This window comes from Spirochaetota bacterium, from assembly GCA_026414805.1.
In the GTDB taxonomy this organism is placed as follows: Bacteria; Spirochaetota; UBA4802; order UBA4802; family UB4802; genus UBA4802.
This window is the reverse complement of the sequence record JAOAIH010000050.1, coordinates 1-24,030: the sequence shown is the minus strand read 5'-3', so window position 1 is coordinate 24,030 and position 24,030 is coordinate 1. Positions and strand designations below refer to the sequence as shown.

The window sequence follows — 24,030 nt, the reverse complement described above, 5'->3', positions numbered from 1 at the left end:
GTGCCGTCTTTTAGTTTGTGATCATCAGGTTTCAGAAAATATTCAAGCCGTTCAGTGAGTTTTGGAAATTCCTTTGTTAAAAATCCAATTTTCGTTATTCCTTTTACGGGAATTGGATTTGCTTTGCCTTCAAACATCTTATTTAAATGTGCTGGTGAAGTAAAAAATAACATTATATCAGCCTTTTTATCACTTTTTTCTGATACAGTGCATGTACCATTTTTAAAAATCAGATATACATGACCGCTGTTTCTAACACTGAATTTTATTACCACATCCCAGTCCTTAATTAGGTTTTTTGCTTTTTCGTCATATTGCACAAGATCTTCAATATTTTGTAATACTGCATAAAGATGTAATCGTGATTTTATAAAATCATAATCCATAATTTCCCCCTATATACAAAAATAATGAGTGAGTACTTACTCATATATAATATATAGAAAATCTGTCAACAAAAAAATATTTTCTTTACACTATTTATTTCTTAAAGAAAATTTTATGAAGATTAATTTTCTATATAATTGTGCATAGAGGAAAATATTTTTTTTCGGAAAGGTTAAATTCCAAGTATTGTCGCTTTCCTTTTTCATCAATGTATTGTGCCCTGAACACATCGCTTATTTCAGCACCGTTTTTTAATTCAAAGTATCCATATTCAATTAATTGAAGTAAAAAAGTTCGTATAATACCAAATGACATCTTCTGAATATTCACATCATTATGATGTTCGTGGTCATATAAGCCTAAATTTACATCAGCAATTTTATAATCACCCAACACTGCATCTACATTAATTCCTGTTTCAACACCATACATCTGCCAAAAGCTTACTTTTGTAAAAAATGAAAGGGTACCAGCAACCTCACCGCTTAATGGATAGGCAAATTCTTGCAATGGTTCAAGGTTACTATGAGCTATCGCCGACAATAATGGCTGGGCCACATATTTTTTTACCCTTCCCATTTGCCTCCAAAAGCTTGCTTTGGCAAAATCATATCCTTGCAATACAGCACCTGCAAGCCCCAGTACAAAATGGGGGCCAAAGTATTGAGGTAACACATCAGCGTCAAGAAACACTACAACGGTATTATTAATATCTGCTTTAAGCTTTGTTATAAGATAATACAGTGCCCTTCGCATATCAGCCCCCTTGCCCCTCTCAAGACCCATATCAGGTACGTGTACCAGGTTACATACTATTACATTTGCTTTTGGACTTGCTTCTATGGCTTTTGATTCAGTTAATTCAATTTTATCATCATAAGTACGACGGTGTGATACAAAAATTGCATCTACACACTGTAGGGCACCAATGAGTGAAACTTTTTGGTAAATTAGCTCGGCTTCTCGTTCGCCAAACGTAGAAAACACAACAAAAATCTTTTTATCGCCTTTTGCGGTTAGAAGCACATCATCGCTAAAATCTGTAGATTCCAGATGGTCAATTTTTCCCATAACTATCTCAGAAATAAAATATTTAAGAAATTTCTAAAATTTTTGTAACAATTGTAACATGTTATTGTATATTTATAATAGGAAGTGGCAACTATTTTTTATATTCACAGGAGAATTACTATGAAAACAACCAAACGTTTATATACAGTAAAATGTGTAAATCCAGTGACCGAAAATCAGCTAATGAATATTAAAAGCCTTTTAGGCGTTGATAATGTTGAGTATACTCATCCTAAGCTCGTTATACATTATGATTTACAATTTATTAACAGGGAGATAGTTATTAAACATTTAACACAGGAAAAGATTCAATGTTCAATTTCAATTTTGCAAAAAATTTTCAATATGTTTCAAATATTTTCTGAAAAGAATATAATCAAAAACAATAAGTTGTTGCCTTTCTATGGGTAGCAACAAATCGTAGCTCCCTATATCAGCCCATAAAGCGTTACCATTACTAACGTGGTAACGCTTTATTTTCTTTAAACTATCATTATTATTTTGTAACTTTTTACACTTATTTTACTATAAATTTGATAAAATGATTATTGAATATATCACATACTATTAAAGTTAATGAAACAATACATTCCACATATAATATCATATATTCTTTTAGGGGGTATGCTTTTATCTTGCTCATCATCAAATAAAGATTTTTCAGAAGAAAAATGGCACAGCCAGGTTAAAAACACCAATCCCTCATTGTTATACGCCCCACACGTTACAAATGGAAAATATTTCAATCCATGGATGCCCATGAAAGACAGAAACTTCTTTAATTTTTTGGAATGGAAATTTACAAAAAATGCCAACTCTTACACCGACCAGGAGAAAAGTTACCTACCAAAAGTTTTAGCCAATCCACTTGAACGAATACAAGCTCTTGGTGATTCCGATTTCATTATGTGGGTTGGTCATAACACTTTTCTATTTAGAATAGATGGAACCTACTTTATTGTTGACCCAATTTTTTCTGACAGAGCACTGCTCCCAAAACGCGTAACTCCACCTGGAATATCAATAAATGAACTCAAACAATTAACAACAAAGATTAATGTTATAATAACCCATAACCACTATGACCATCTTGATGAAGATAGCATAAAACAGTTACCTCCCCATGCAGTATTCTATGTTCCACTGGGATTGAAGGATTATTTTATTTCACTTGGACGCAATAATGTAGTGGAGCTTGATTGGTGGCAGGAATTTTCAATAAGTGACAAATTCAAAATAATTTCTCTTCCTAAACAACATTGGTCAAAACGTGTTTCACAATCAACTAATAGTACTTTATGGGCAAGTTATATGCTGATATCTCCTCAACTTACAATATATATTGCAGGGGATAGTGGTTATTTTATTGGTTACCGCGAATATGGAAAACGTTTCCCAAAAATTGATTATGCATTGCTTCCTACAACAGCATATCATCCACGATGGTTTATGCACTATGTCCACATGAATGTTGATGAAGCACTCATGGCGTTTGATGACCTTGGTGCAAAATATTTCATCCCCACCCAATGGGGAACGTTTGCACTTGGCGAAGAACCACCCGGTTTCCCTGCTCTTGACCTTAAAAGAAAAATTGCTGAAAAGGGACTTGATCCTCATCGCTTTTTAATTATGGATATTGGTGGGATTGAATTACTGCATAAACATAAATAAATACAATTATCCTCCACCTATTTGTGGAAAAATTGCAATAACATCCTTATCCTTCAGTTTATGATGCAACTCAGCATGTTTGCCATTAATAAGAATAACTAGTTTTTCATTTTTTGAAATTTTCAGCATTTTACGGATATCATCTACTGTAAGCGGTTTATCAACTGTAAACTCTTTTACTTCAAAACGCCCTTTTTGCAATGAAGCAAATAATTTAATTGTCACCACCATATTACTCAATCACTATCCCTTTGACTTTTATTACATTATCACGATGCTTGGAAAGTAATTTACATATATCATCATAATTTAATCTATTACCATTAGAGCGGATAATCATTTTCTTAAAATCTTTTTTATTATTATAAATAAGCGATAGCAATGCTTCCCTATCTACAAGAAAACCATTCTGTATAAAAAGATTTGCAGTATTCGATAATACCGTGTTAAAGAGCTTTATATTTAACAATCCTGTACGTTTAGTTGAATGTGTCTGTTCATTGTCTGACGTGGTATGTGATATACTCATTCTGAAAGACTGAAAAGGGCTATTGATTCGCATGACAGCTCCAACCAGTCCTGGCATTGCTCCGGATAATGATAATGTTGAATTATCGTTTATAATAGCATTATTAAGATCATCTACCGGTTTACTGTTTAAAAATACTGTTTTTATATTATTATGTATGTATTCCTTTTCCAGACCAAAATTGAGTAGAAATTCCATAACCGAAATACCAACAACTGATTCAACATAAAACCCTCGTTGTAAAATAGGAGTAAATATATTTATTATAGCAGATGGAATTTCCATGTTTAGAGTAAGATATCTTTCCGATTCCATTATATATTCGAAATTTACATTATAATACAGAGACAACCTATACAATTATAATAGGTAGTCTCTGTATTTTATTTTTACCAATTAAATACCTGATCCAGTTCCTCATCTTTAACTTCAAATACTACGTTGTGTGGTGCTATTCTTTCTTTTCTGAAGTAAAGAGGCAACCGATCATGGGATTTTGTAAATCCAGCACGGGCATTAAAATCTCTTTCCATCTTTAATACTTTTTTACCCAGTTCAACAACATCAGAATCTTTCAAATCCCATCCATAGAATGCATTGATAAGATCAAGCATAGCTTGAAATGTTTCTGGTTGATCCATAATTGCAAAAGCAATAAATAAGCACATACCCGTTGAATCTATTGCTGCTGTTGCTATCTGTAAATTGCGTGATAATTCTATCTGACCTTCTGGCTTAAGCGGATCCACAAATCCACCAACTTTGAGTATATTGGTTGCAATTGCATATCCGGCAGTGTGATCGGCACCCATTGTGCTGGTAGCATAGGTCACCCCAATGCCCTGAACTGCACGTGGATCATACGCTGGCATCGCCTGTCCTTTGACAACCGGTGCACGTTCAATACCAAACGCTTTTGCAGTAAACGCAGCACCATTCCCAAGAATCCTTCCCAAAGGTGTACCTTTGCCAACTTCATGAATTAGCTTAATAGCTGCTTTCCCATCGCCAAACTTTGCAAGTCCTGCTTCCATAGCAACAGCTATCGTTGCACCCATTTCTATTGTATCGAGCCCATAATTATCATCCCAGTAATCAAGAGTTGCTATCACATCTAAATCATCAATTCCACAGTTTGCACCATGTGCCCACACTGTTTCGTACTCAGGTTGCTTTGTTACATAATTGCCTTTTTTATCAACATATATTCCCGAACACTGTATAACACAGCCTCTGTGGCAGCCATGGGTAGCAACACCTCCACGCTTGGTTTCTAGCTCAGCACACGTTTCACCACTGATTTTTGAAACACCTTCAAACTGTCCTTTACTAAAGTTATTGGTAGGATAGGCACCAGCTTCATTGATAATATTTGCCAAAACATTTGTACCATACGCTGGCAATCCCTGCCCAGTCACAGGATGTTTCTTCAAACCGTCAACCCAGCGTTTATTTGCTTCTCTGAATTTTTCAGGATCTTTGGGTTCTCTGTTTTTTAATCCTGTTTCATCAATCACTATCACCTTAACACCTTTTGAACCCATCACAGCGCCAACTCCTCCTCTACCTGCATGGCGTGTTGGTCGCACTTCCATGTCGGTAATAGCTATTGAAGCTGCTGACATTTTCATCTCACCCGCTGGCCCTATAGAAATACAGGCTATCTTGTCGCCATATTTTTTCTTCATTTTATCGATTAGGTCATAATTTGGGAGCATCTTGATATCATTATCTTTTTCGATTGTCACACCCTGCTGATTAATGAATATCCTGTACATATCTTCACCAGCAGGTTTGCCTTCAAGAACTATCGCAGCATATCCTAAACGAGCCAAAGCCTGTGCAGCCTGCCCACCTGCATTGGATTCCTTAATGCCGCCTGTCAGCGGACTTTTACATCCAACAGAAATTCTCCCACTCATAGCTGCTGCAGTGCCACTCAAAAGTCCGGGAGCAAAAACAATTTTGTTTTCTTCACCCAGAGGGTGGCAGAGCGGTGGCACTTCATTTGATATGATTGCAGAGGTTAAACCACGACCACCCAATCCGGCATAGTTGCCTATTGGCTCTTCCTTTATTTCTGGGCCGTTAGCACTACTCATGTTAATACGCAGAATTTTATTCATACTTTCCTCCTAAATAATTAATGTATTGCATGATAGTTAACAGAACTTAAATGCCGAACACATTATGAATTTTTGATATATAATAAATCTCAAGGGAACAGTATGATCGATAATAGTTGAAGGTGTATCTTATGATAAGAGGTCTAAGGCAGGGGCATAACAACCTTGTTTTGTGTATTGTATTATTGCAATATAATAAGTCAATTAAAAAATGTAAATTTTTTAAATATTTACAATATGATAAATTTATTTTCAGAAATCATTTTTATGAATTCATTTTATTTAATGATGCTATTTTTTTTAAAAATATTTGTGCTATAAAAAATTTTATTTTAGTGATAATAATTTCAACCTCAACTGGTATGAAATAATGGGAGCTATAGTCAACAAATTATTAATTATTTAAAGTCAAAGCTCTTTTGTGATTGTTTGTTAAAACATTTAATCTTTTCTGAATTAACACAACAAAATTTCAAATTATACCTTTTAAATAATACTTTAGTTTAAATATAAAAAAGCTTCTGGCATTAATCATCCAGAAGCTTTTTTAAGAAAAATATTCTTTTACATTGATTTTAATAAAGATTTTTTTAGTGGAATTGTATTTCCATACTTTTCATAGAATTCTTTTGAAACATTATCATATTCATCGATTATATCAACTTTTGTTATTCTGAAAAATTCATCTCGATAATATTTAATTGTACCTATATATACAGCTTTATCATTTGATTGTGGATTTACTACCCAACCTGCCGGTAAATACGCATAACTATCATTACCTGAATCTGTATCAATATCCATCAAAACAAACCCATAGTAAAAATACAATGGTTGATTTTTGAACTTTACATAAAATGTTTTTGCATTTTCTGTTTTAATTGAATTCGAAATCTGAGATAAACCAATGTCCAAACTTTCAATCGGCTTTACTTTTGTTGAATAATATAAATATACATAACCAGTTGAACCTTTAATTGAAATTATTTTAGTATATTCGTTAGGATGTAATGGGGGATCCAGAATAACTTTACCTACTAATATTACATCATCTTTATCCAAATTTGATAGAGAACTCACATTTTGCCCTGATGTGCAGGATAACATTACCGCTATAAATAATATTAATACTAAGATATAATAAATTTTATAATCTAACAGTATCTTCTGCATTAATCCAACTCCTTTCATTAATAGTCTTTTCTATAATTGAGTACCATGGTGATTTTTTGCTTATTTTATTTTTTAAAATCCATTCCAATATTTCTTTTGGATCATCATTTTCTACTTTTACCATATTAAATGTTGTTGGGCTCCCTAAAATTAGATCTGTTACCGATAATTTTTTTGGATTTATTCCATATTTATAAGTACCCATGTAATAAACACCAGGTCTTTGGATGCGTACTAGAAAAGGTCCATGACCATATTTATTTAAAGAGTAATAAGTACCGCTACTACCACTAAATCCTATAGCCTGCATCAATGTTTGTTGGAAAAAACCAACAGCCCTATACGATCCCATTTTTAAATCTTTTAACCAAAAATAGCCTTTTTGTTTATGAGCTTCTGCTTCAAAATATTTTGATTTTTCAGTAAAAGAGCGACTAACGAAATCAACATATTTTAGTGCCATATCACCTTCAGCATTTTCGATTTTACCAAATATAAAGGCTAATTTGCTAAAATCTTTTGGTGTTGTTGCACAGGAAAGTTGTACAAAAACTGAGATGATCAGCAATAAAAGTAGTGCTTTTTTAGCCATAACTCCTCCCTTACATTACAATAAAATTATAATAAATTTGCTGACTTCACTAACTCAAGAAATCAAGAATAATGATTTTTATTAAACCTCAAAATCAAACATAAATTACAAAAAGTACTTTTTTTTTTGTTTATAACTGGTAAGCGCAATTGAAACCAAAAATCACCTCCTTCCTTTTAGTTACAAAAGTTTCTGAACTATATTCAACAGAATTGAATATTTCTGCATAAATATTGTTGAATGTTAAATTAGTATAAAAATTGAATGTCAAGGTACCTATCAATGTAACAAAATCAGATATTTTATATTTATCACCTATTATAATACCTAATGGCGATTCCAGAGTTATATATTTATAACCATGTTTTGTATCTTTACCTTTACTATAATAAAAACCACTATTAATACCAATAAAGAACTGATTTTCATCATAATTAACTATATCATACGAAAGCAAAAAAATAAGCCCAGCTCTATTTCCTTTAATTGCATTATTTGTTTTTTCAAAAGGTATATAAAATCGGTAGTATTCAACTCTCAGTTGAGTATTATAAACATAATCAAACTCATCAGCGTCATCATAGAACAAAGAAAAACCATAATCATGTGAATAGGTTTTACTATTTTGTGCAAGACCAACCTCTGTAAAGATGACATTTGTATTGATCCCATCTGGATTTATTGTATAATTCAATGTTGAAAATGAATATTGTGCACCAAAACCTATAAACGATGAATTTGCATTAGTAACAATTATCAAAAAAATACCCATAAAAAAAATTGTGAAGTGAAAAACTAAAAATTTTTTTTGTACCTTATCAATTAAGTTATAAATAATATTCATTTATTAGTTCCATACAAATCAACATAAGATATTCAATAAAAGAAATTAATAATATATATCTCCAAATTGATATACATAACTTGCATTAATTATAAATTCATTTCTTCTGGTTACAAAATTGAGCACGCTATCACTGGCAGAATTTAAACTACCTAATAAATAAACATTATTATTAATAAAGTGATTATAAAAATTATACGTTCCTGATATAATAACTGCAGAATTTTGACTGACTGCCACTTTATTACCAATAATGATACCCAGAGGCATTTCAAAAACATTATATTCTGATTTATTAATTGAAGAAGTACCTTGACTCAGATAAGCCCCGGTTGTAAAAGCAGCATATACAATATCTGACCCAAAATTAAGCAAGTTGATTCCAAAACTAATATTAAATCCATAACGAATACCTTCAATAGAATTATTTACTGTATTAAATGGTATTTTAAAAGAATAGTATTCCAATCGCAATTGTAAATGGCCTAACTCTTCAAAATCTTCACCATCATCTATTATCAAGCATACTCCATAATCAGTTTCTCTGGCTTTCGCATTATTTTTTATACCAACTTGAGATAAATCACTGTACTCTTCAGTATATTCATATTCATCAAGGTCATAAAAATCATCTTTTATTATTTTATAATTTAAAAATGAGTATGAATACTGTACACCAATTCCTAAATAAGTGCTATAAGCATTTTTAGGTATAATTAATAAATGAATCAGTAAAAATAAAAAAATAATTCCAATGGTTAGCCTAATTTTTTGAGTCATATTATTTCTACACATGACTTTTTATACCTTAAAATAAAATTAGTACCCACTTCAAATAAAAACACTGCATGTATATCTATTGTACAAATTTAGACACATATTTTAGGTTTTATAATTAAATGCATAATATTCCGCTAAATAATATTTACTAAATAATATTTAAAAAAATATATCCGTCCTCTTAATCTATAATAATTTGATTATTTGTTAAAAAAATTAATATATTTTTTACTTATTTATCCTATCATTTAAGTTGATATCATATTTTATATTTTGTCAACTATTTTTTTTATTAATAATTTATATTACTTATGGCACAAAATAACCTGCCCACTCAGTACCTTTCTGGCCTTTATATGTTACATTGACTGTAAGATCCGACCACCAACCTTTTAACGATTTCATTTTAAAAGTTGAATATATCAATACATAGCGATAATCATTTGCTTGTTTTATTGCATCATACACAGTGCGTAGACCATCGAGCTCACTTCCCTTATAGATTGCACCACCCGTTTCCTGTGCTATACGCATTAATAATGGCGATTTTGTTTTCAAGGTTAAAATATAAACTGGGACAAAATGCGACTTTGCATAATCTATGATGATATCGGGCGAATAAGCCCTAAAATCATTCACTGTTGCTTCTCCATCAGTGATCAGAATAACTCCTCGCCGTGACATTTGAGGTAATACATCACTTATTGCTGTGTATAAAGCTTTACCAATATCTCGCCCATTTCCGTAATCAAATGCTTTTAGTGCTTTTAATGCCCTTCGTCTGCTCCAGTCATAAGGATTTGCAACCCATGTGTCCTGAGCAAAGTTTATTATCTTTAAGGTATCATTTTTACGCATCTTCTGTAATATAAACTCAGCTAGCCATGGCACATCGTTGTGGTAATTCTTAAGTGAGCCAGAACGGTCAACACATAACACCATGGAAGCTGCCGGCATCATGTTTTTTAAGTAATCCGCACTTAGGTTTGTAATAGTTGCGCCATCTTCAATGATAGTAAAATTATCTTTTGTTAAACCATATATTGGTCTTCCATATCGGTCCCGGATATTACAATACACTGCAACAATAGGAAATTTTTTAGCATCAACATTAGTTACTTCCACTTCAATGTTGCTTATTTGCTGTTGTAATGGGGAAAATACATATATAGCTTCATTCTTATTGCTGCAGGTATACACAAATCCATTGTCATCCATTACCGCTGAAGTAAGATGATAAAATTTCTTTTTTCCTTCCCAGCTTGTAAACCACTGCGACTGCTCTGTTTCAAAATTGTACATAAAAAGTCCTTTCTTTTCATCACTCACAGCCATCAAACTACCCTGTATAAAAATGCCACGTGGCACAAAAAACTCATCAGGTGTAAGGTTTTCAATGAAATTGCCGGAATCATCAAACACAGCTATTCGCTTGTTGTTTGTATCGGTAACATAGACGTTTTCATGTCGTACCGCTACATCAGTAGGCTTATTCAGCTGTCCTTCATATTCGCCAAATTGTCCAAATGTCAGGATGAATCGTCCGTCCAATCCAAACTTTTGCACACGGTGGTTACCGGAGTCCACTACATATAAGGAGCTATCGCCACCAAAACATACTCCTTCAGGGCCGTTGAACTGCCCTTCTGCATTGCCAGTGCTTCCAATTGTTTTTATTATTTTTCCATCGGTGTTAATAACAAATACTTTATTGTTTGCAAAATCGCTAACAGCCAAGAGCCCAGACCTGTAATCAATGCCATATAATTTTCCTTCAAGACTGTACGTTCGGGTAAAAATACCTTCACCGTTTGGATCAAGCTTTACAAGCTTGCCATTGGAAAAAGAGGTTATATACATATTCTTGTCATTATCGATTGCAATATCAATGGGTGAAGAAAAACGAAATCTTCCTAAATCTACGGAAAAATACGCTGCAGTTTCAATGAGCTCAAACGGTTTATCAAGTGAACTGTACAGCGAACCACGAAAATTAAGCATATCTATTTTGTTTTGAATAAGTGGATTGTCTTTTGCTATATCTAGGAGCATTTGCCATTGTTGTAGTGCAAGATTTGTGTAGCCAGCCAATTTATATGCCCTGGCCAGATATTCATGTGCTGTGTAGTAATCAGGATACACTTCCAGAGCTTTTCTGAAAAATTCAATTGCAGCAAGATAATGCATTTCATTGAAGTGATACATTCCCTTCACTACTTCACTTTTAGCTTTCTGAAAAATTGCAACTTGTTTATCTAAGGGGATGCCTATGGATGGAATTAATGTAATGAGTGCGATAAAAACAACTATAATTTGTCTTTGCACAGTATAGCCTCTGCAACTGATTATAATATTTTTATAATTATCGGTATAGCAAGCAATATAATTGCATAGTGTTAAATAATGCAATTAATTTATATATTTGCGGGACAAAATCTCCCTTAAAAATTGTCCTGTGTATGATTCTTTAACTTTTGCAACTTCCTCAGGTGTTCCTTGTGCTACTATTCTTCCTCCTGCATCGCCACCCTCAGGACCAAGATCAATAATCCAATCAGCGCATTTAATCACATCCAGGTTGTGTTCAATTACTATCACAGTATTACCTTTGTCTACAAGGCTTTGCAAAACATCAATTAGCTTTTCTACATCAGCAAAGTGCAATCCTGTGGTTGGCTCATCAAGAATATATAATGTGTTGCCTGTAGCCCGTTTTGAAAGTTCTGTTGACAATTTTACACGTTGTGCCTCACCACCTGACAGTGTTGTTGCAGGCTGTCCCAACTTTATGTACCCAAGTCCAACCCGTTTTAATGTTTCAAGTTTTGATTTTATTGAAGGAATGTTTGCAAAAAACTCATATGCTTCATCAACAGTCATTTCAAGGACTTCATAGATATTTTTACCTTTATACCGCACTTCCAGTGTTTCATGATTATAGCGCTTACCTTTGCATACCTCACATGTAATATACACATCAGGTAAAAAGTGCATCTCAATCTTCTTTATACCATCGCCCCAGCAGGCTTCACACCGCCCTCCTGATACATTGAATGAAAATCTCCCGGGTTTGTAGCCGCGTACTTTTGATTCAGGCAGGTTAGCAAAAAGCTCACGAATTGGTGTAAATGTACCAGTGTAGGTAGCAGGGTTTGAACGAGGAGTCCTTCCTATTGGGGATTGGTCAACATCTATAACTTTATCTATGAACTCAATGCCTTCAATTTTTTTAAACTTGCCAGGATATTCCTTGCTGCGCATTTTCAGCGAAGCCAATGCCTTATACAGAATATCAATTATCAAAGTTGATTTTCCCGAACCTGAAACTCCAGTAACACAGGTAAACACACCAAGAGGAAATGACACATCAATCGATTTTAAATTATTTTCGGCTGCACCTCGTATTGTTAAATATTTATCTGCCTTTCTTCTATGCGTTGGTGCTTTTATAAACCGTTTGCCGCGCAAATATAATCCTGTAATCGAAGTTTCATTGAGTTCTATCTCCTGTGGAGTTCCCTGTGCTACTACATAGCCGCCATCAAGTCCCGCACCGGGCCCAAGGTCAATAACATAATCCGATTCGCGTATTGTTTCTTCATCGTGCTCAACAACAATCACAGTATTACCAATATCCCTTAATTCCTTTAACGTAGCCAGTAGCTTTTTATTGTCACGCTGATGCAGACCAATGCTTGGCTCATCAAGAATGTACAGTACTCCCGTTAAACCTGATCCAATTTGTGTGGCAAGGCGTATGCGCTGTGCTTCTCCTCCTGACAGTGTTCCTGCAGCACGATCCAGAGTGAGGTAATCAATGCCTACATTTGAAAGAAATTGCAGTCGTGCTCTTATTTCTTTTAGTATTTGCCGTGCTATTGTCATTTGAGTTTCTGATAGCGATAGCTCATTGAAAAACTTCACAGCATCTTTAATCGATAGCGCACTGATATCAGCAATATTTTTATCAGCAACCTTGACAGCTAAACTCTCAGGCCTTAAGCGTTTTCCACCGCACGCATCACATACTCTATTGCGCATAAAGCCTTCCATCCATTCGCGCATCTCGTCCGACTGTGTTTCCTTATAACGGCGCATTAAATTGGGAATTACACCTTCAAATTCCTTAGTAAATCTGTATTGAGCTTCATACCGCTCAATTGAATAATCAAACTTTTTACCATTAGAACCGTAAAGCACAATATTTTGAATTTGCTTTGGCAGTTTCTTCCACGGAGTGTATGGATCAAATTTCAAACTTTTAGCAAGCGTCAGTATCTGTTCCTGATACCAGTAACTTGTTGTTTTACCCCATACGGCAAGTGCTCCATCCATCAAAGATTTATCTGGGTTGTCCACAATAAGATCAGGGTCAAACTGCATAATAAAGCCAAGTCCATCACATGTTGGGCATGCACCATAGGGGCTATTAAATGAAAACATTCGGGGCGATAGCTCCGGCAGTGAAACATCACAATCAGGACATGTCATTTTTGTGGAAATCAGTTGTTCCTTATCATCTATGATTAAAATAACCTGGCCATCGGCAAGCTCTATTGCTGTCTCAATTGAATCTGATAATCGCGTACGGATATTCTCCTTAAGTACAATTCTGTCTATGATAACTTCAATTGAGTGCTTTTTATTTTTATCAATTGTTATTGGATCGTCCAGAGAAAATACCTGCCCATCAACACGTACGCGAGAATATCCTTGTTGACGGAATTTGTCAAACATATCCTGATACATCCCTTTGCGTCCACGCACTACTGGCGCAAGCACCTGTATTTTTGTACCAGCATTATAGGTTAGCACATTCTCAACAATCTGATCAATAGTTTGGGAAGTTATAGGTTTACCGCACTTATAGCAGTAGGGCACCCCTACCCGAGCAAAGAGAAGTCGCAGGTAATCATGAATTTCGGTAACAGTGCCAACTGTTGAACGGGGATTGCGGTGTGTGGTTTTCTGTTCAATAGATATTGCAGGCGATAGACCTTCTATAAGGTCAACATCAGGTTTTTCCATTTGCCCTAAAAATTGCCGTGCATATGCCGATAACGACTCTACATAACGACGCTGTCCTTCGGCATAGATGGTATCAAATGCTAAAGAGGACTTCCCGGAACCGGAAAGTCCTGTAATAACTACTAACTTTTCTCTTGGGATATCAATTGAAATATTTTTTAAATTGTGCTCACGGGCACCTTTAATGCGAATGTATTGCTGGCTCATATCTGTGTTACATTAGTAGAACCGCACATAGGACAGATTATCTCTAAATCCTCAATATCCTCATCTTTACGCTTCACTATGACATCTTCCCATCTGTAATCACAATCATCGCAGGCTAAAATTACTGCTATATGTTTTTCTTCATCTTCAATTTCCTCTTCTTCAATCAAGTCCTCTTCCTGCATTTCATCTTCAAGTAATTCTTCATCATCAAGTGATTCTTCGTAAAAATCATCCTCGTATACTTCATCATCAAATTCTTTTTCAAATTCATTTGGCATAATCTACAACCTCTTTTACAGATATTATTATGCAAAATACTACTATCAATATATGAATACTTTAAAAACTATCTAACAAAATTTTTAAAAAATTAAAAATTTTTAATATATTTGCGTAAATTGAAGCATCAACTTTACAAAACAAATGTAGTGCATACTACATATACTAACTCAATTTTTTACGTACCATCTGTGTGTCAAAAAAGTTAGTATAAGCAAAATGGTCAATAAAAAAATTATTTTTTTAAAATTTACTATCCACCCAGGAAAGGGTAGATTTATTTACCAGTAGTAGATTTTGGTTTTAGTAAATTAACTGGTGATTGCTTCATGGAATCTGTTTTTGGCGTTGCTTTTTTCATTTCAATCACATCAGGGAGAGTATCTTCTTTACTCAAAATAACATCCCATACACCAAAAAATCCACCAGCGGAAGAATACTCTTTAAACTCAACTGTAAGGGTTTTATTAACAATAAATTCACGTGAAATTTCAAGCACAATTCTGCTATTTTTGATAGTCATATCTTTAAACGATAGCTCTTGTACCGGCTTATCATTACAATAAATAACACACAAAGCATCAATAGATGTTTTTTCAGGATGATCAAATGTAACAAAATTAATATGTAAGTAATATTTTATATCATCCAGATTATCAAATACAAGTAAGGATCCGTATTTTGAGATGAACCAAGCACTCCCATCCAAAACAGGCTTGTCATCGTAATTAACAGCACAATGATAAACTTTTGCCCAATCAGAAATTTTTTTATAATCAAGAACTGTTATCCACTTCCAGTTAATCAAAAAATTATCCTCAGGAGCAAACTTATATATTTTTATAGTGGGCGATAGCTCCTGGGAATAACCATTCCACAATACTGTGCAAATTGTAAAAAAAATGATTATGGCTATTTTTGACTTCATTGTCACAGTATTTGTGTGATTATATGACAATTGCAAGAATTTTTTTAAAACTGTAGAATTAAATATTTGCTGGCATATTGATTAATACACAACCATCTTTTCATTATTGTATTGTGTTTCCTCATTACATTCTTTTGTAAAATATTTTACACATAACACCTGATTCCCTTTATCATTATATCGTATTTCATCAAATATTTGCCTTGCTAGCGATATCCCCCTTCCATGTTGCAAAAACATCTCATTATCCTGTGTAACGGGTTTATCAAGATAACTTTTATAATCAAATCCTTTACCCTGATCTGTTATTTTTACAATTATTTTTTCACTATTTACTAAAAATTCAACTTTAACTTTCTTATCCTTATTGGACCTCTCATTTATCTTTTTTGAAATATATTCAAAATATTCATCATTTTGCATTTTTAATAATTTATCTTGATACGTTATTTCAAGATTGCCATGTTCAATTGCGTTAATAAGAATTTCACTTACAGCCAATCTAATTTGTGAAACAACAGTGTGTGGCAAAAACTTTTTTACATTTTGCACAATTCTATGAGTTATCTCATCAGCTAACAATAATGAATTAGTTATTTCATATTTGACATGTTCATGAACAAATGCTGATACAAGTTCATTCTCCATCATCTTAGTTGCTTTTCCAATTATTTCCATGCCACCATTATGCTTTACACTTTCAAGTGATATAACCATCTCAACAGGTTCAATCATCCGTGGTGTTTTTAATTCAGCATAAAATCTAACCTTTTGTTTTTCATTTAATGCAAGCTCAATATTTTTCATCAGCATTTGTTTTTTAAATGAATTATTGTCATCTTCAAAATATATATAATCAAATATATTACTCCCAATTGCATCACTCGGTTTCATTTTAAGATCTTTTTTGATAGCATTATTTATTGAAACAATTGTACCTTGAGGATCAATAGTAAAAACTATATCATCTGTTGATTCAATTAAAAAACGGTATTTTTGCTCCGATAAAGATATTACTTCATTTGCTTTTTGTAACTGTTCAGTTCTTTTTTTAACTTTAAATTCAAGTTTTTTCTTAAACCTGTCAATAAGTTGCGTTGAATACCAGCTTATTATTAGTGTGAATAATGTTAAAAGTCCAAAAGAAATGAAGCCAGTAATGAGATAATACCTGTTTAACAAGTTAACTTTTTCATTGGAAGTTCTTTCTATATCAGCAACAATAACCTCCATCATTTGCAGTAACTTTTTCTCACTAATTACAGCACTATTTACCAATTTTTTATAATCATAAGAGTTTGTATCATTATAATTTACTATATACGACAATAACTCATCATTCATTTCTTTGTATAAATGCGTAAAATCTACTATTTTTATATGAACATCTTCCATATCTTTGCACATAAGTCCAAGATTAAACAGGCTATTTTGAATATGCTGGGCATTGTACGAATATTCATGGATTTTCTCTCTATATACCTCAAATGAATGCCCTTCAACAATTATTATCTTCCAACTATTAAATTGCTTCTGTAACTCAATCTGAATATCTTTTGCAGTTTCAACTGAATCAATTATATTGAGTATGTTTCTATTATAGTTATATACAGCATAGAAACTTACTATACCTGAGAAAACTGTAATAAGTATAAAAGGAATAAAAAGATATTTTATTGAAAAGTATTTTATAAAAACTCGTTTAAAGCTAATCATGTTTTATTACCTTCTTTTTGTCTTATGAAGGTATTGATAGCTATTCTGGATTAAGAAATTATAATTAAAATATGAATTATTTATTTTTAGAGGATTTAGGTTAATTATTAGTTAGAATTATTAATACATAAGCTGGCAATATGGCAAATATTATAATCGTAATTAAATTAACAAACTCAATCAACATACTACCTTGAATTGACTAGCGATGTCCCTTTTTTAATAATAATTATCACCAGCTTTATTCAGCTAATCATATCATTTTTATCCCTCTATTTAGTTACCAAATACTCAAACGTGGAGCAATTACATAAAACATATTAGTTTAAAGTTATATATCCAGATTGTTTGTACTTTAACCATATTTTTTATGATTTTTGCAAATATCATTTTGTTACATTGTACCTTAAACAGTTGATATTGCATTATGCTAATCAATCTTAAACATAACATAGATTACAACATAGTGAAAATATTCATTTTTTCAAACTTAAAAAGTGTTTGATATTTATTTGCAAAAATATTTTAAGTATTTAATATTTTTTTTGTTCAATAATTATTAATTATAAAACAATGAACCAATATATAATAAGATTTCTATTGTTAATTTCAAAGATTGTTACACTAGCATGTGTTATAATTTTAGTTTCATGCTCTGATGAAATCCACAATACTACTCCATCATGGACAATAATGGTATATATGGATGGCGATAACGATCTTGAACAATATGCTCTTTTTGATTTTAATGAAATGGAATCTGTTAATCTCCTTGAGCAAAAAATCACTATTATTATACTGTTTGACCGATGTAATAATTATTCAACGCTGGATGGTGATTGGAAAGGAACACGGCTGTATAAAGTATTGCCTGATTCAAATATTTCCAAAATCAATTCTGAAAGGCTAATCGATAATACTTATCTGCATATTACTAATACAGGAGACAGCGATGAACTCAATATGGGTGATCCTAATACACTAAATAAATTTATTTCCTTCTGTAAAGCCAATTATCCTGCAGATTATTACTCATTGATTATATGGAACCACGGCACAGGTTGGCGCACAACATCATATAATAATCAGCAAATACAATCGTTCAAAGCAGTATGTTTGGATGTCACCAATTCAAATGATATTTTAATGATGTCAGAAGTTAAACAAGCATTGAAAGATAAAGAATTAACCCTAATTGGTTTTGATGCATGCCTCATGAGCATGATAGAAGTAGCTTATCAGATGAAAGATTGTGCAAACTATATGGTTGCTTCTGAAGATCTCGAGCCTGCCAATGGTTGGGCTTATGATTATTTTCTTACCAAATTCATTATGACTAACAGAAGTCCTGTATCATTAGGACAATCTATTATAGCAGGATATGCAAATGAATATACTAACAAACCTATTACTATGCTTGATTTGCGTAATATAGATATATTAACAACATCTATTGATGACTTGTGCACTGATCTTATTTTAAATATAAGTTCAATTAGATATTCAATAGCTCAGGCACGTGATAATTCACTTTTTTTTCAAAACACTACAAGCCCTCCCTATTCCTATATGGATTTTTATGATTTTTTAGTTAACATTTCTTCCATATCCAACATAACAAACAAAGTACTCAATTGCATGTTAGCACTGGAATATACTGTAGTTTATCATTACCAGGGAGCGTATTCAAATTCACATGGCCTATCCATATATTTTCCACAATCAACATCTGATAGTGAATATCAATATTACAACATTACCAATATTGACTTTGCACAAACCAGTTGGGATGATTTTTTGAATTCATATTTTAATAATTAACAATTTTTTTAATGCTAGCTTACTATGAACACATAACAGTGCATTCCCTTTATGATTGATTCTACAGTAACTATCGCTACATATCTATTTTACGCTATAACAGCAATATCCTTCAACGGTTGTAATCCATGACTGGTATCATCGGTAAGTATCTCAAATGCACATCTATTTTTTGTTTTTAATAAAAACTGCTCATTCCCAATAGTGCACACAAGCTCACAAGAAGCAATTTTTGTATTAAGACAATACTTAATTCCACCAGGTGGATTATAGTACGGCAGGCAAACAAAATCCTTTTGCAGCGCAAAAATTGAACCTTTGATCGTAATATCATCTTTTTTTGCATTGAAATCCCAATAGTAGTAACCAAATTGTGCCCTGCAAAGCGTTTGGCCCAACGAATTGAGTGAATATTCCTCACCCTTATACCGTAATACTAATGGTGTCATAAATGGCGTCCATAGAGGCCCTATCTTAAGACGTGCAGTTGCCAATTCAAGAAAAGCATCCGACTCATTGTCAAAACCACAAACCTGCCCCCATGCATAGTGGTCTGTATGCTTTGTACCCCAGTTATGATTTTGGCTACCAACCCAGTTTTCAACTGCTATTGTCTCCCCATTAACCTTAATAGTGCCATTGAAAACCGCATTGGGCAATCCCACCAACGATTTTGCTTTTGGCAATCTTGTAGTGTACAGTTTTGGTGGAAATAAAAACAAACACTCCTCGTTACCGGTATAAGTTAAATCCCACTCCAATTTTTTTAAACCATATTTAATACATCCATTCAGTGTCCCAGGGGTCAATTCTGCATCGCCAATTACAATATTGAAATCATCACCTGCAAAGCTGCAACGTGACAATGGATACTCAGCCTTTAGTGCCGTATGAGTATCATTTTGGCCATTGAAAATAATTGCCCATAATTCGCCAATTGCATCATGTGGTTTTCGTAATGGCTGAAAAATAGTATAGCGTATCCAGAAAGCTATGGGTTTATAGGGATGATTTGCACGGACAAAAAAACTTTCATAGTGCCCTTTTTTTCCAGGCCTGTAGCGAGTATAATTTGCCGAAGCAATAAGTTCTTCTTTATTCATAACGTAACTCCACAAAAATTAATAATATATGCGATAGTTACTGTACATAAATCTTTAGTATTTTATTCATTGCAGCGTTGTAGTAATCTATACAAATACATAACCCACAGACCTAATGGAAAATCAGTGATAAAAATAACACAATTTGCCAGATTGTTTGCTCCATTAGCATACACAAATCCTGAAAGAAAAGCAAGTAAACCACACAGTGATGATGTAAATTTCATGATCACTAGAGGAATAATCATATTAATATTATCTTCAACATTCCTATACAGCAAAAAGGAGCACACGGTCACTCCCGCCATCATTGATAGGCTTAATATAATGTAAAACTGGCCCTGTTGTAATGCCAGCGGAAGTGATGGAAACAATTTTTGCGATAGCGCATTAATATATCCAATAAGCTGTGGAGTAAAAAAAATAAAAACAAATGTTGTAATAATAAATGCTATGGTATATATAAGCCCAGTAAGTTTTATAAGAGCAATTATTTTAAACTTTTTCATATATTCCCCTGTAAGCTTTAATTTATTGTTACTTCTTTTCAAGATATTTCTTTACCCCATAGAGGTAATCTTTTATACTCTTTTGTGTTAGGCTATTTTCTATAAAACCAGGAACTGGTACCGATACTTCAACAACCGGTGCATAGTACAAAATTGTACTCTTATCATCCAGAGGAATACAATACTGGTATCCTTCAATATTTTTTATACCACTGCTGTGAGGGCTAATGGCATCTTTTATTTTATATTCTTTACAATCACTATCAGATATTAAACGCCATTGCTGAAAATATTTGCTTTTTTGATTATTTACTATCAATGTATATCTAAATTTTAAAAACACAACATGTATCTGCCCTTCAATCACCCAGGTAGTGCTATTTATTTTTGTTATTACCTTATAATAATCAAGACCATCCACATAATGTGACATGCTTTCCCAATCAAGAATACATTTCCATACTTCCTCAATAGGTTTTTGTATTTGTATAGCTCCAACAACTCGGGCAATTTCCCCCTGTGGGGTTTTTTGTGTATGCTTCTTTACAATGATGTTACCTGCATATAATGAAGCAATATCTTCCTGTGTTAATTCAGCTAGTAAATTATCTGAATATATATTATTAAACCCCATAAGTATGCTTAATAGCAAAAGCATTGCTATTACTTGCATTTTTGAATAGCTCATATCACCTGCCTTCTTTTTCCAGTTGTTCTGCTACATGATGTGAAATTTTTGTTGCAAGTGCCATTATTGTTATCTGTGGATTGACGCCAAGTGAGGTAGGCACTATACTACCATCAGCAATATAGAGATTGCTTGTACCATAACATTTTCCATAACTGTCGACCACTCCCTGGTTACTATCGCCTGCCATTCTGCATGTACCTAATGGGTGAAATGCAAACACTTCAGGTATGTGGGTTCGTTTTATTGTATGCGCTTTTAACTTTATAATATCATCCATTGATTTGATTTTGGTAAGTGATGAAATAGGTGTATAAATCTCTCTGGCTCCAGCAGCAATAAAAACTTCAGACAAATATGCTATCCCCTTTTTTAATGTTTCAACATCATGTGCAGTAAGCGAATACCATGAAAGTGGAGTACTCAATGAACCAAATACTCTTCCCTGACCAGTATCATGTACCATAACACCAAAAGCTGCAATATTTGAAAATTGTTGTGCAAGTGCAAAAAAATCCTTCCCAACACCAGGCAATGATGCAGTGAGTATTGAAGGATGTACAAAGATTCCTTCCAGCATAATGCCTTCATCTGCATAATCATCTATATATGCTCCCTGCGACACACCAATCCAACCATTGACTTCTTCATCCATAAGGGCCACAACACGTGAACATGGATGTATCTGCAGGTGCATACCGATATGTTTATTTTTAACTCCGCTTTTTTTAAGTAATAGTGGTGTAATCATTGATCCACATGCACAAATAACAATCCTTGCTTTGATTATACAATGTGCTATAATCTTGCCTTGTTCGTTGCAAACACTACATTCTACGGAATGTGCATTTTTTCCTTTAAAAATGATCTTTTCAGCTTTACAGTGTGTCAGTAAAACAGTGTTGTATTTCAACGCTAAAGGTATATAACTTACTTCGGTACTCTGTTTTGCACCTTCCACACATCCAAACTGGCAAGTACCACAACCCTTGCAATTTTTCACATTGTGCTTCAATGGCCTACAGTGCAATCCTAGCGCATCTGCACCGCGTTTTACAATTTTGGCACATTTGCCCAAAACATCCCAACTGAGTTCGGTTACATTAATTATTTTTTCTACTTTCTCAAAATAAGGAATTAAACAACTATACTGCAGATCAACGTTTAGTTCACGTTTCCATTGTGTAACAATATTCTCAGGAGTTCTAAAACAGGTGGCCGAATTAATTGCAGTAGTACCTCCCACACATTTACCTGTTGGAATGGACACGGGTGGAATACCAAATGAAACAGTACTCCCAGCACCACGCCACATGGTTTTCATATTATCCAGTGGTTTGCCATTATAATCCTTAGTTGTATAATACCCACCCTCTTCAACAACAATAACAGTATATCCAAAAGCTGCAAGCTCATAAGCCGCCACGGCACCACCAGCCCCACTGCCTATCACACATACATCAGCATCAAATGAATTATATTTTTTATAGTTATCACGGTAGTATATCATGGTATTCACCTATCTACAATGTTCAAGATGCTTATACCCAATATTTGCTGCATGGATGTCATCATCAAAATATACTAACGTACTTATAAGCTTCACTATCATGATAAGACTTTGCCCGTAAAAAGTGTTTTCTATTTTTTTAATCAACAATTCAATCTCATCCTTCTTGAGTGAATACATCATTGCACGTTTTTTCATTAGTGATATCATATTGAAATATATTACAGAAAATAGTAATGCAATCTTTACATAAAAAGGGGTCAACACTTCATAACTATAAATTTTTCTTATAATTTCATAATCATCAAAATCCTCTTTTGAAAGTATTGCTTTAACCAATACTGCATACGTACGTGCTTTTATAGAATTTACATACATAATTGTTCCTTTTTTCATAATATAGACTTAAAGTACATATTATGAAAACATAAAAAAATGTCAAACTTTTTTTATTTACATTTTATAAAAATTGCAGTAAGTTAATAATTTATTTTAACAAACAAAAGGAGGGGTGCAATGAGATTGGCATATAATCTTGAACAAATATTCCTTAAAGAATATTACAATTCCAATTTTTCATTACAACAAAAATCACGAATATTACTATGGTTTATTATAATTGCAATCCTGCTCACAGTTTTATCAGCTGTAGCAAATAATATAATATCACCACAGGCAGCAACACTAACATATAACGTAGCCCAATTAATTCTTGTATTATCATTTTTCATATTTTTAATAATATTAAAAAAAGGCATTTATCAAGTTGCTAGCTTTGCAGGTATTTTAGTGCCAATGCTGTTAGTGTTTGTGCAGGCATATACCATACCCACAGCTGCAGGTAAATATATTTACTGTTTATATTTGATGATATTTATTGTAATGAGTTCACTATTTGGGAATAATAAAACGATGATTATTATTACTTCTGGCGTAATTATATTAGCAGGTATTTTTATCTTCAATTCACATGGAGTGTTGCCAGCAGATAAAATGCGTAGCCTTTTTGTACATATGACAATTGCCTCATTATTTATATTTACTTTAAGTTATCTTTCATAC

At 33.1% G+C, this 24,030-nt stretch carries 23 protein-coding genes; 4 read left to right on the top strand and 19 right to left on the bottom strand.

Annotated elements, in window-relative coordinates; all coding sequences use genetic code 11:
- Positions 1–386: SCP2 sterol-binding domain-containing protein (locus tag N3F66_10600; protein ID MCX8124597.1), on the bottom strand; the 386-nt coding region annotated here is incomplete at its 3' end.
- Positions 387–516: 130 nt separating this feature from the next.
- Complete coding sequence (locus N3F66_10595) at positions 517–1,458, bottom strand: hypothetical protein (GenBank protein ID MCX8124596.1); 942 nt, start codon at positions 1,456–1,458, stop codon at positions 517–519.
- A gap of 120 nt (positions 1,459–1,578) precedes the next feature.
- Here N3F66_10595 and N3F66_10590 point away from each other — a divergent pair, with 120 nt between their 5' ends.
- Entirely contained in the window at positions 1,579–1,869 is a 291-nt protein-coding gene (locus N3F66_10590; protein MCX8124595.1) for a hypothetical protein, read from the top strand.
- Between the two features lie 213 nt (positions 1,870–2,082).
- A complete protein-coding gene (locus N3F66_10585) occupies positions 2,083–3,132 on the top strand; it encodes an MBL fold metallo-hydrolase (GenBank protein MCX8124594.1) in 1,050 nt (349 codons plus the stop codon).
- Positions 3,133–3,138: 6 nt separating this feature from the next.
- Here the strand turns inward: N3F66_10585 and N3F66_10580 are convergent, their stop codons facing one another.
- The 12 genes from N3F66_10580 to N3F66_10525 all read right to left on the bottom strand — a co-directional run bounded on the left by N3F66_10580 (position 3,139) and on the right by N3F66_10525 (position 17,337).
- Positions 3,139–3,363: a MoaD/ThiS family protein gene (locus tag N3F66_10580; GenBank protein MCX8124593.1), complete on the bottom strand. Its 225-nt coding sequence runs from the start codon at positions 3,361–3,363 to the stop codon at positions 3,139–3,141.
- 1 nt (position 3,364) lies between these two features.
- On the bottom strand, positions 3,365–3,976 hold the full coding sequence (locus N3F66_10575; GenBank protein ID MCX8124592.1) for a hypothetical protein: 612 nt from the start codon (positions 3,974–3,976) through the stop codon (positions 3,365–3,367).
- Between the two features lie 74 nt (positions 3,977–4,050).
- A complete protein-coding gene (locus tag N3F66_10570) occupies positions 4,051–5,787 on the bottom strand; it encodes an aldehyde ferredoxin oxidoreductase (protein MCX8124591.1) in 1,737 nt (578 codons plus the stop codon).
- A 564-nt stretch (positions 5,788–6,351) separates the two neighbouring features.
- Entirely contained in the window at positions 6,352–6,960 is a 609-nt protein-coding gene (locus N3F66_10565; protein MCX8124590.1) for a hypothetical protein, read from the bottom strand.
- Positions 6,935–7,552, bottom strand: a complete 618-nt coding sequence (locus N3F66_10560; GenBank protein ID MCX8124589.1) for a hypothetical protein — start codon at positions 7,550–7,552, stop codon at positions 6,935–6,937. Before N3F66_10560 ends, N3F66_10565 begins: the two co-directional genes overlap by 26 nt.
- Before the next feature lie 130 nt (positions 7,553–7,682).
- Complete coding sequence (locus N3F66_10555; protein MCX8124588.1) at positions 7,683–8,312, bottom strand: hypothetical protein; 630 nt, start codon at positions 8,310–8,312, stop codon at positions 7,683–7,685.
- 129 nt (positions 8,313–8,441) lie between these two features.
- Entirely contained in the window at positions 8,442–9,176 is a 735-nt protein-coding gene (locus N3F66_10550; protein MCX8124587.1) for a hypothetical protein, read from the bottom strand.
- Between the two features lie 309 nt (positions 9,177–9,485).
- Positions 9,486–11,501, bottom strand: coding sequence for a VWA domain-containing protein (locus tag N3F66_10545; protein ID MCX8124586.1), 2,016 nt, complete (start codon positions 11,499–11,501; stop codon positions 9,486–9,488).
- Between the two features lie 84 nt (positions 11,502–11,585).
- Positions 11,586–14,411, bottom strand: coding sequence for an excinuclease ABC subunit UvrA (gene uvrA, locus N3F66_10540; GenBank protein MCX8124585.1), 2,826 nt, complete (start codon positions 14,409–14,411; stop codon positions 11,586–11,588).
- Complete coding sequence (locus N3F66_10535) at positions 14,408–14,692, bottom strand: hypothetical protein (GenBank protein MCX8124584.1); 285 nt, start codon at positions 14,690–14,692, stop codon at positions 14,408–14,410. Before N3F66_10535 ends, uvrA begins: the two co-directional genes overlap by 4 nt.
- Positions 14,693–14,970: 278 nt before the next feature.
- Positions 14,971–15,621, bottom strand: a complete 651-nt coding sequence (locus N3F66_10530) for a hypothetical protein (protein ID MCX8124583.1) — start codon at positions 15,619–15,621, stop codon at positions 14,971–14,973.
- An 81-nt stretch (positions 15,622–15,702) separates the two neighbouring features.
- Positions 15,703–17,337 carry an ATP-binding protein gene (locus N3F66_10525; protein MCX8124582.1) on the bottom strand — a complete coding sequence of 545 codons (1,635 nt, stop codon included), beginning with the start codon at positions 17,335–17,337 and terminating at the stop codon, positions 15,703–15,705.
- A 600-nt stretch (positions 17,338–17,937) separates the two neighbouring features.
- On the opposite strand from N3F66_10525, the gene N3F66_10520 reads away from it, so the two are divergent.
- Positions 17,938–19,158, top strand: a complete 1,221-nt coding sequence (locus N3F66_10520) for a clostripain-related cysteine peptidase (GenBank protein MCX8124581.1) — start codon at positions 17,938–17,940, stop codon at positions 19,156–19,158.
- A gap of 89 nt (positions 19,159–19,247) precedes the next feature.
- Here the strand turns inward: N3F66_10520 and N3F66_10515 are convergent, their stop codons facing one another.
- From N3F66_10515 to N3F66_10495, 5 genes are all read right to left on the bottom strand, one after another.
- Positions 19,248–20,261: a hypothetical protein gene (locus N3F66_10515; GenBank protein MCX8124580.1), complete on the bottom strand. Its 1,014-nt coding sequence runs from the start codon at positions 20,259–20,261 to the stop codon at positions 19,248–19,250.
- A gap of 62 nt (positions 20,262–20,323) precedes the next feature.
- A complete protein-coding gene (locus N3F66_10510) occupies positions 20,324–20,770 on the bottom strand; it encodes a hypothetical protein (protein ID MCX8124579.1) in 447 nt (148 codons plus the stop codon).
- Between the two features lie 28 nt (positions 20,771–20,798).
- Positions 20,799–21,458 (bottom strand): hypothetical protein, encoded by a 660-nt coding sequence (locus tag N3F66_10505; protein MCX8124578.1) that lies wholly within the window; start codon positions 21,456–21,458, stop codon positions 20,799–20,801.
- A 1-nt stretch (position 21,459) separates the two neighbouring features.
- The gene (locus tag N3F66_10500; protein ID MCX8124577.1) at positions 21,460–22,968 is read right to left on the bottom strand and encodes a GMC family oxidoreductase; all 1,509 of its coding nucleotides are present in this window, start codon (positions 22,966–22,968) and stop codon (positions 21,460–21,462) included.
- A 9-nt stretch (positions 22,969–22,977) separates the two neighbouring features.
- A complete protein-coding gene (locus N3F66_10495; GenBank protein MCX8124576.1) occupies positions 22,978–23,364 on the bottom strand; it encodes a hypothetical protein in 387 nt (128 codons plus the stop codon).
- Between the two features lie 120 nt (positions 23,365–23,484).
- On the opposite strand from N3F66_10495, the gene N3F66_10490 reads away from it, so the two are divergent.
- Positions 23,485–24,030, top strand: a 546-nt coding sequence (locus N3F66_10490) for a hypothetical protein (protein MCX8124575.1), incomplete at its 3' end; no start/stop codon positions are given.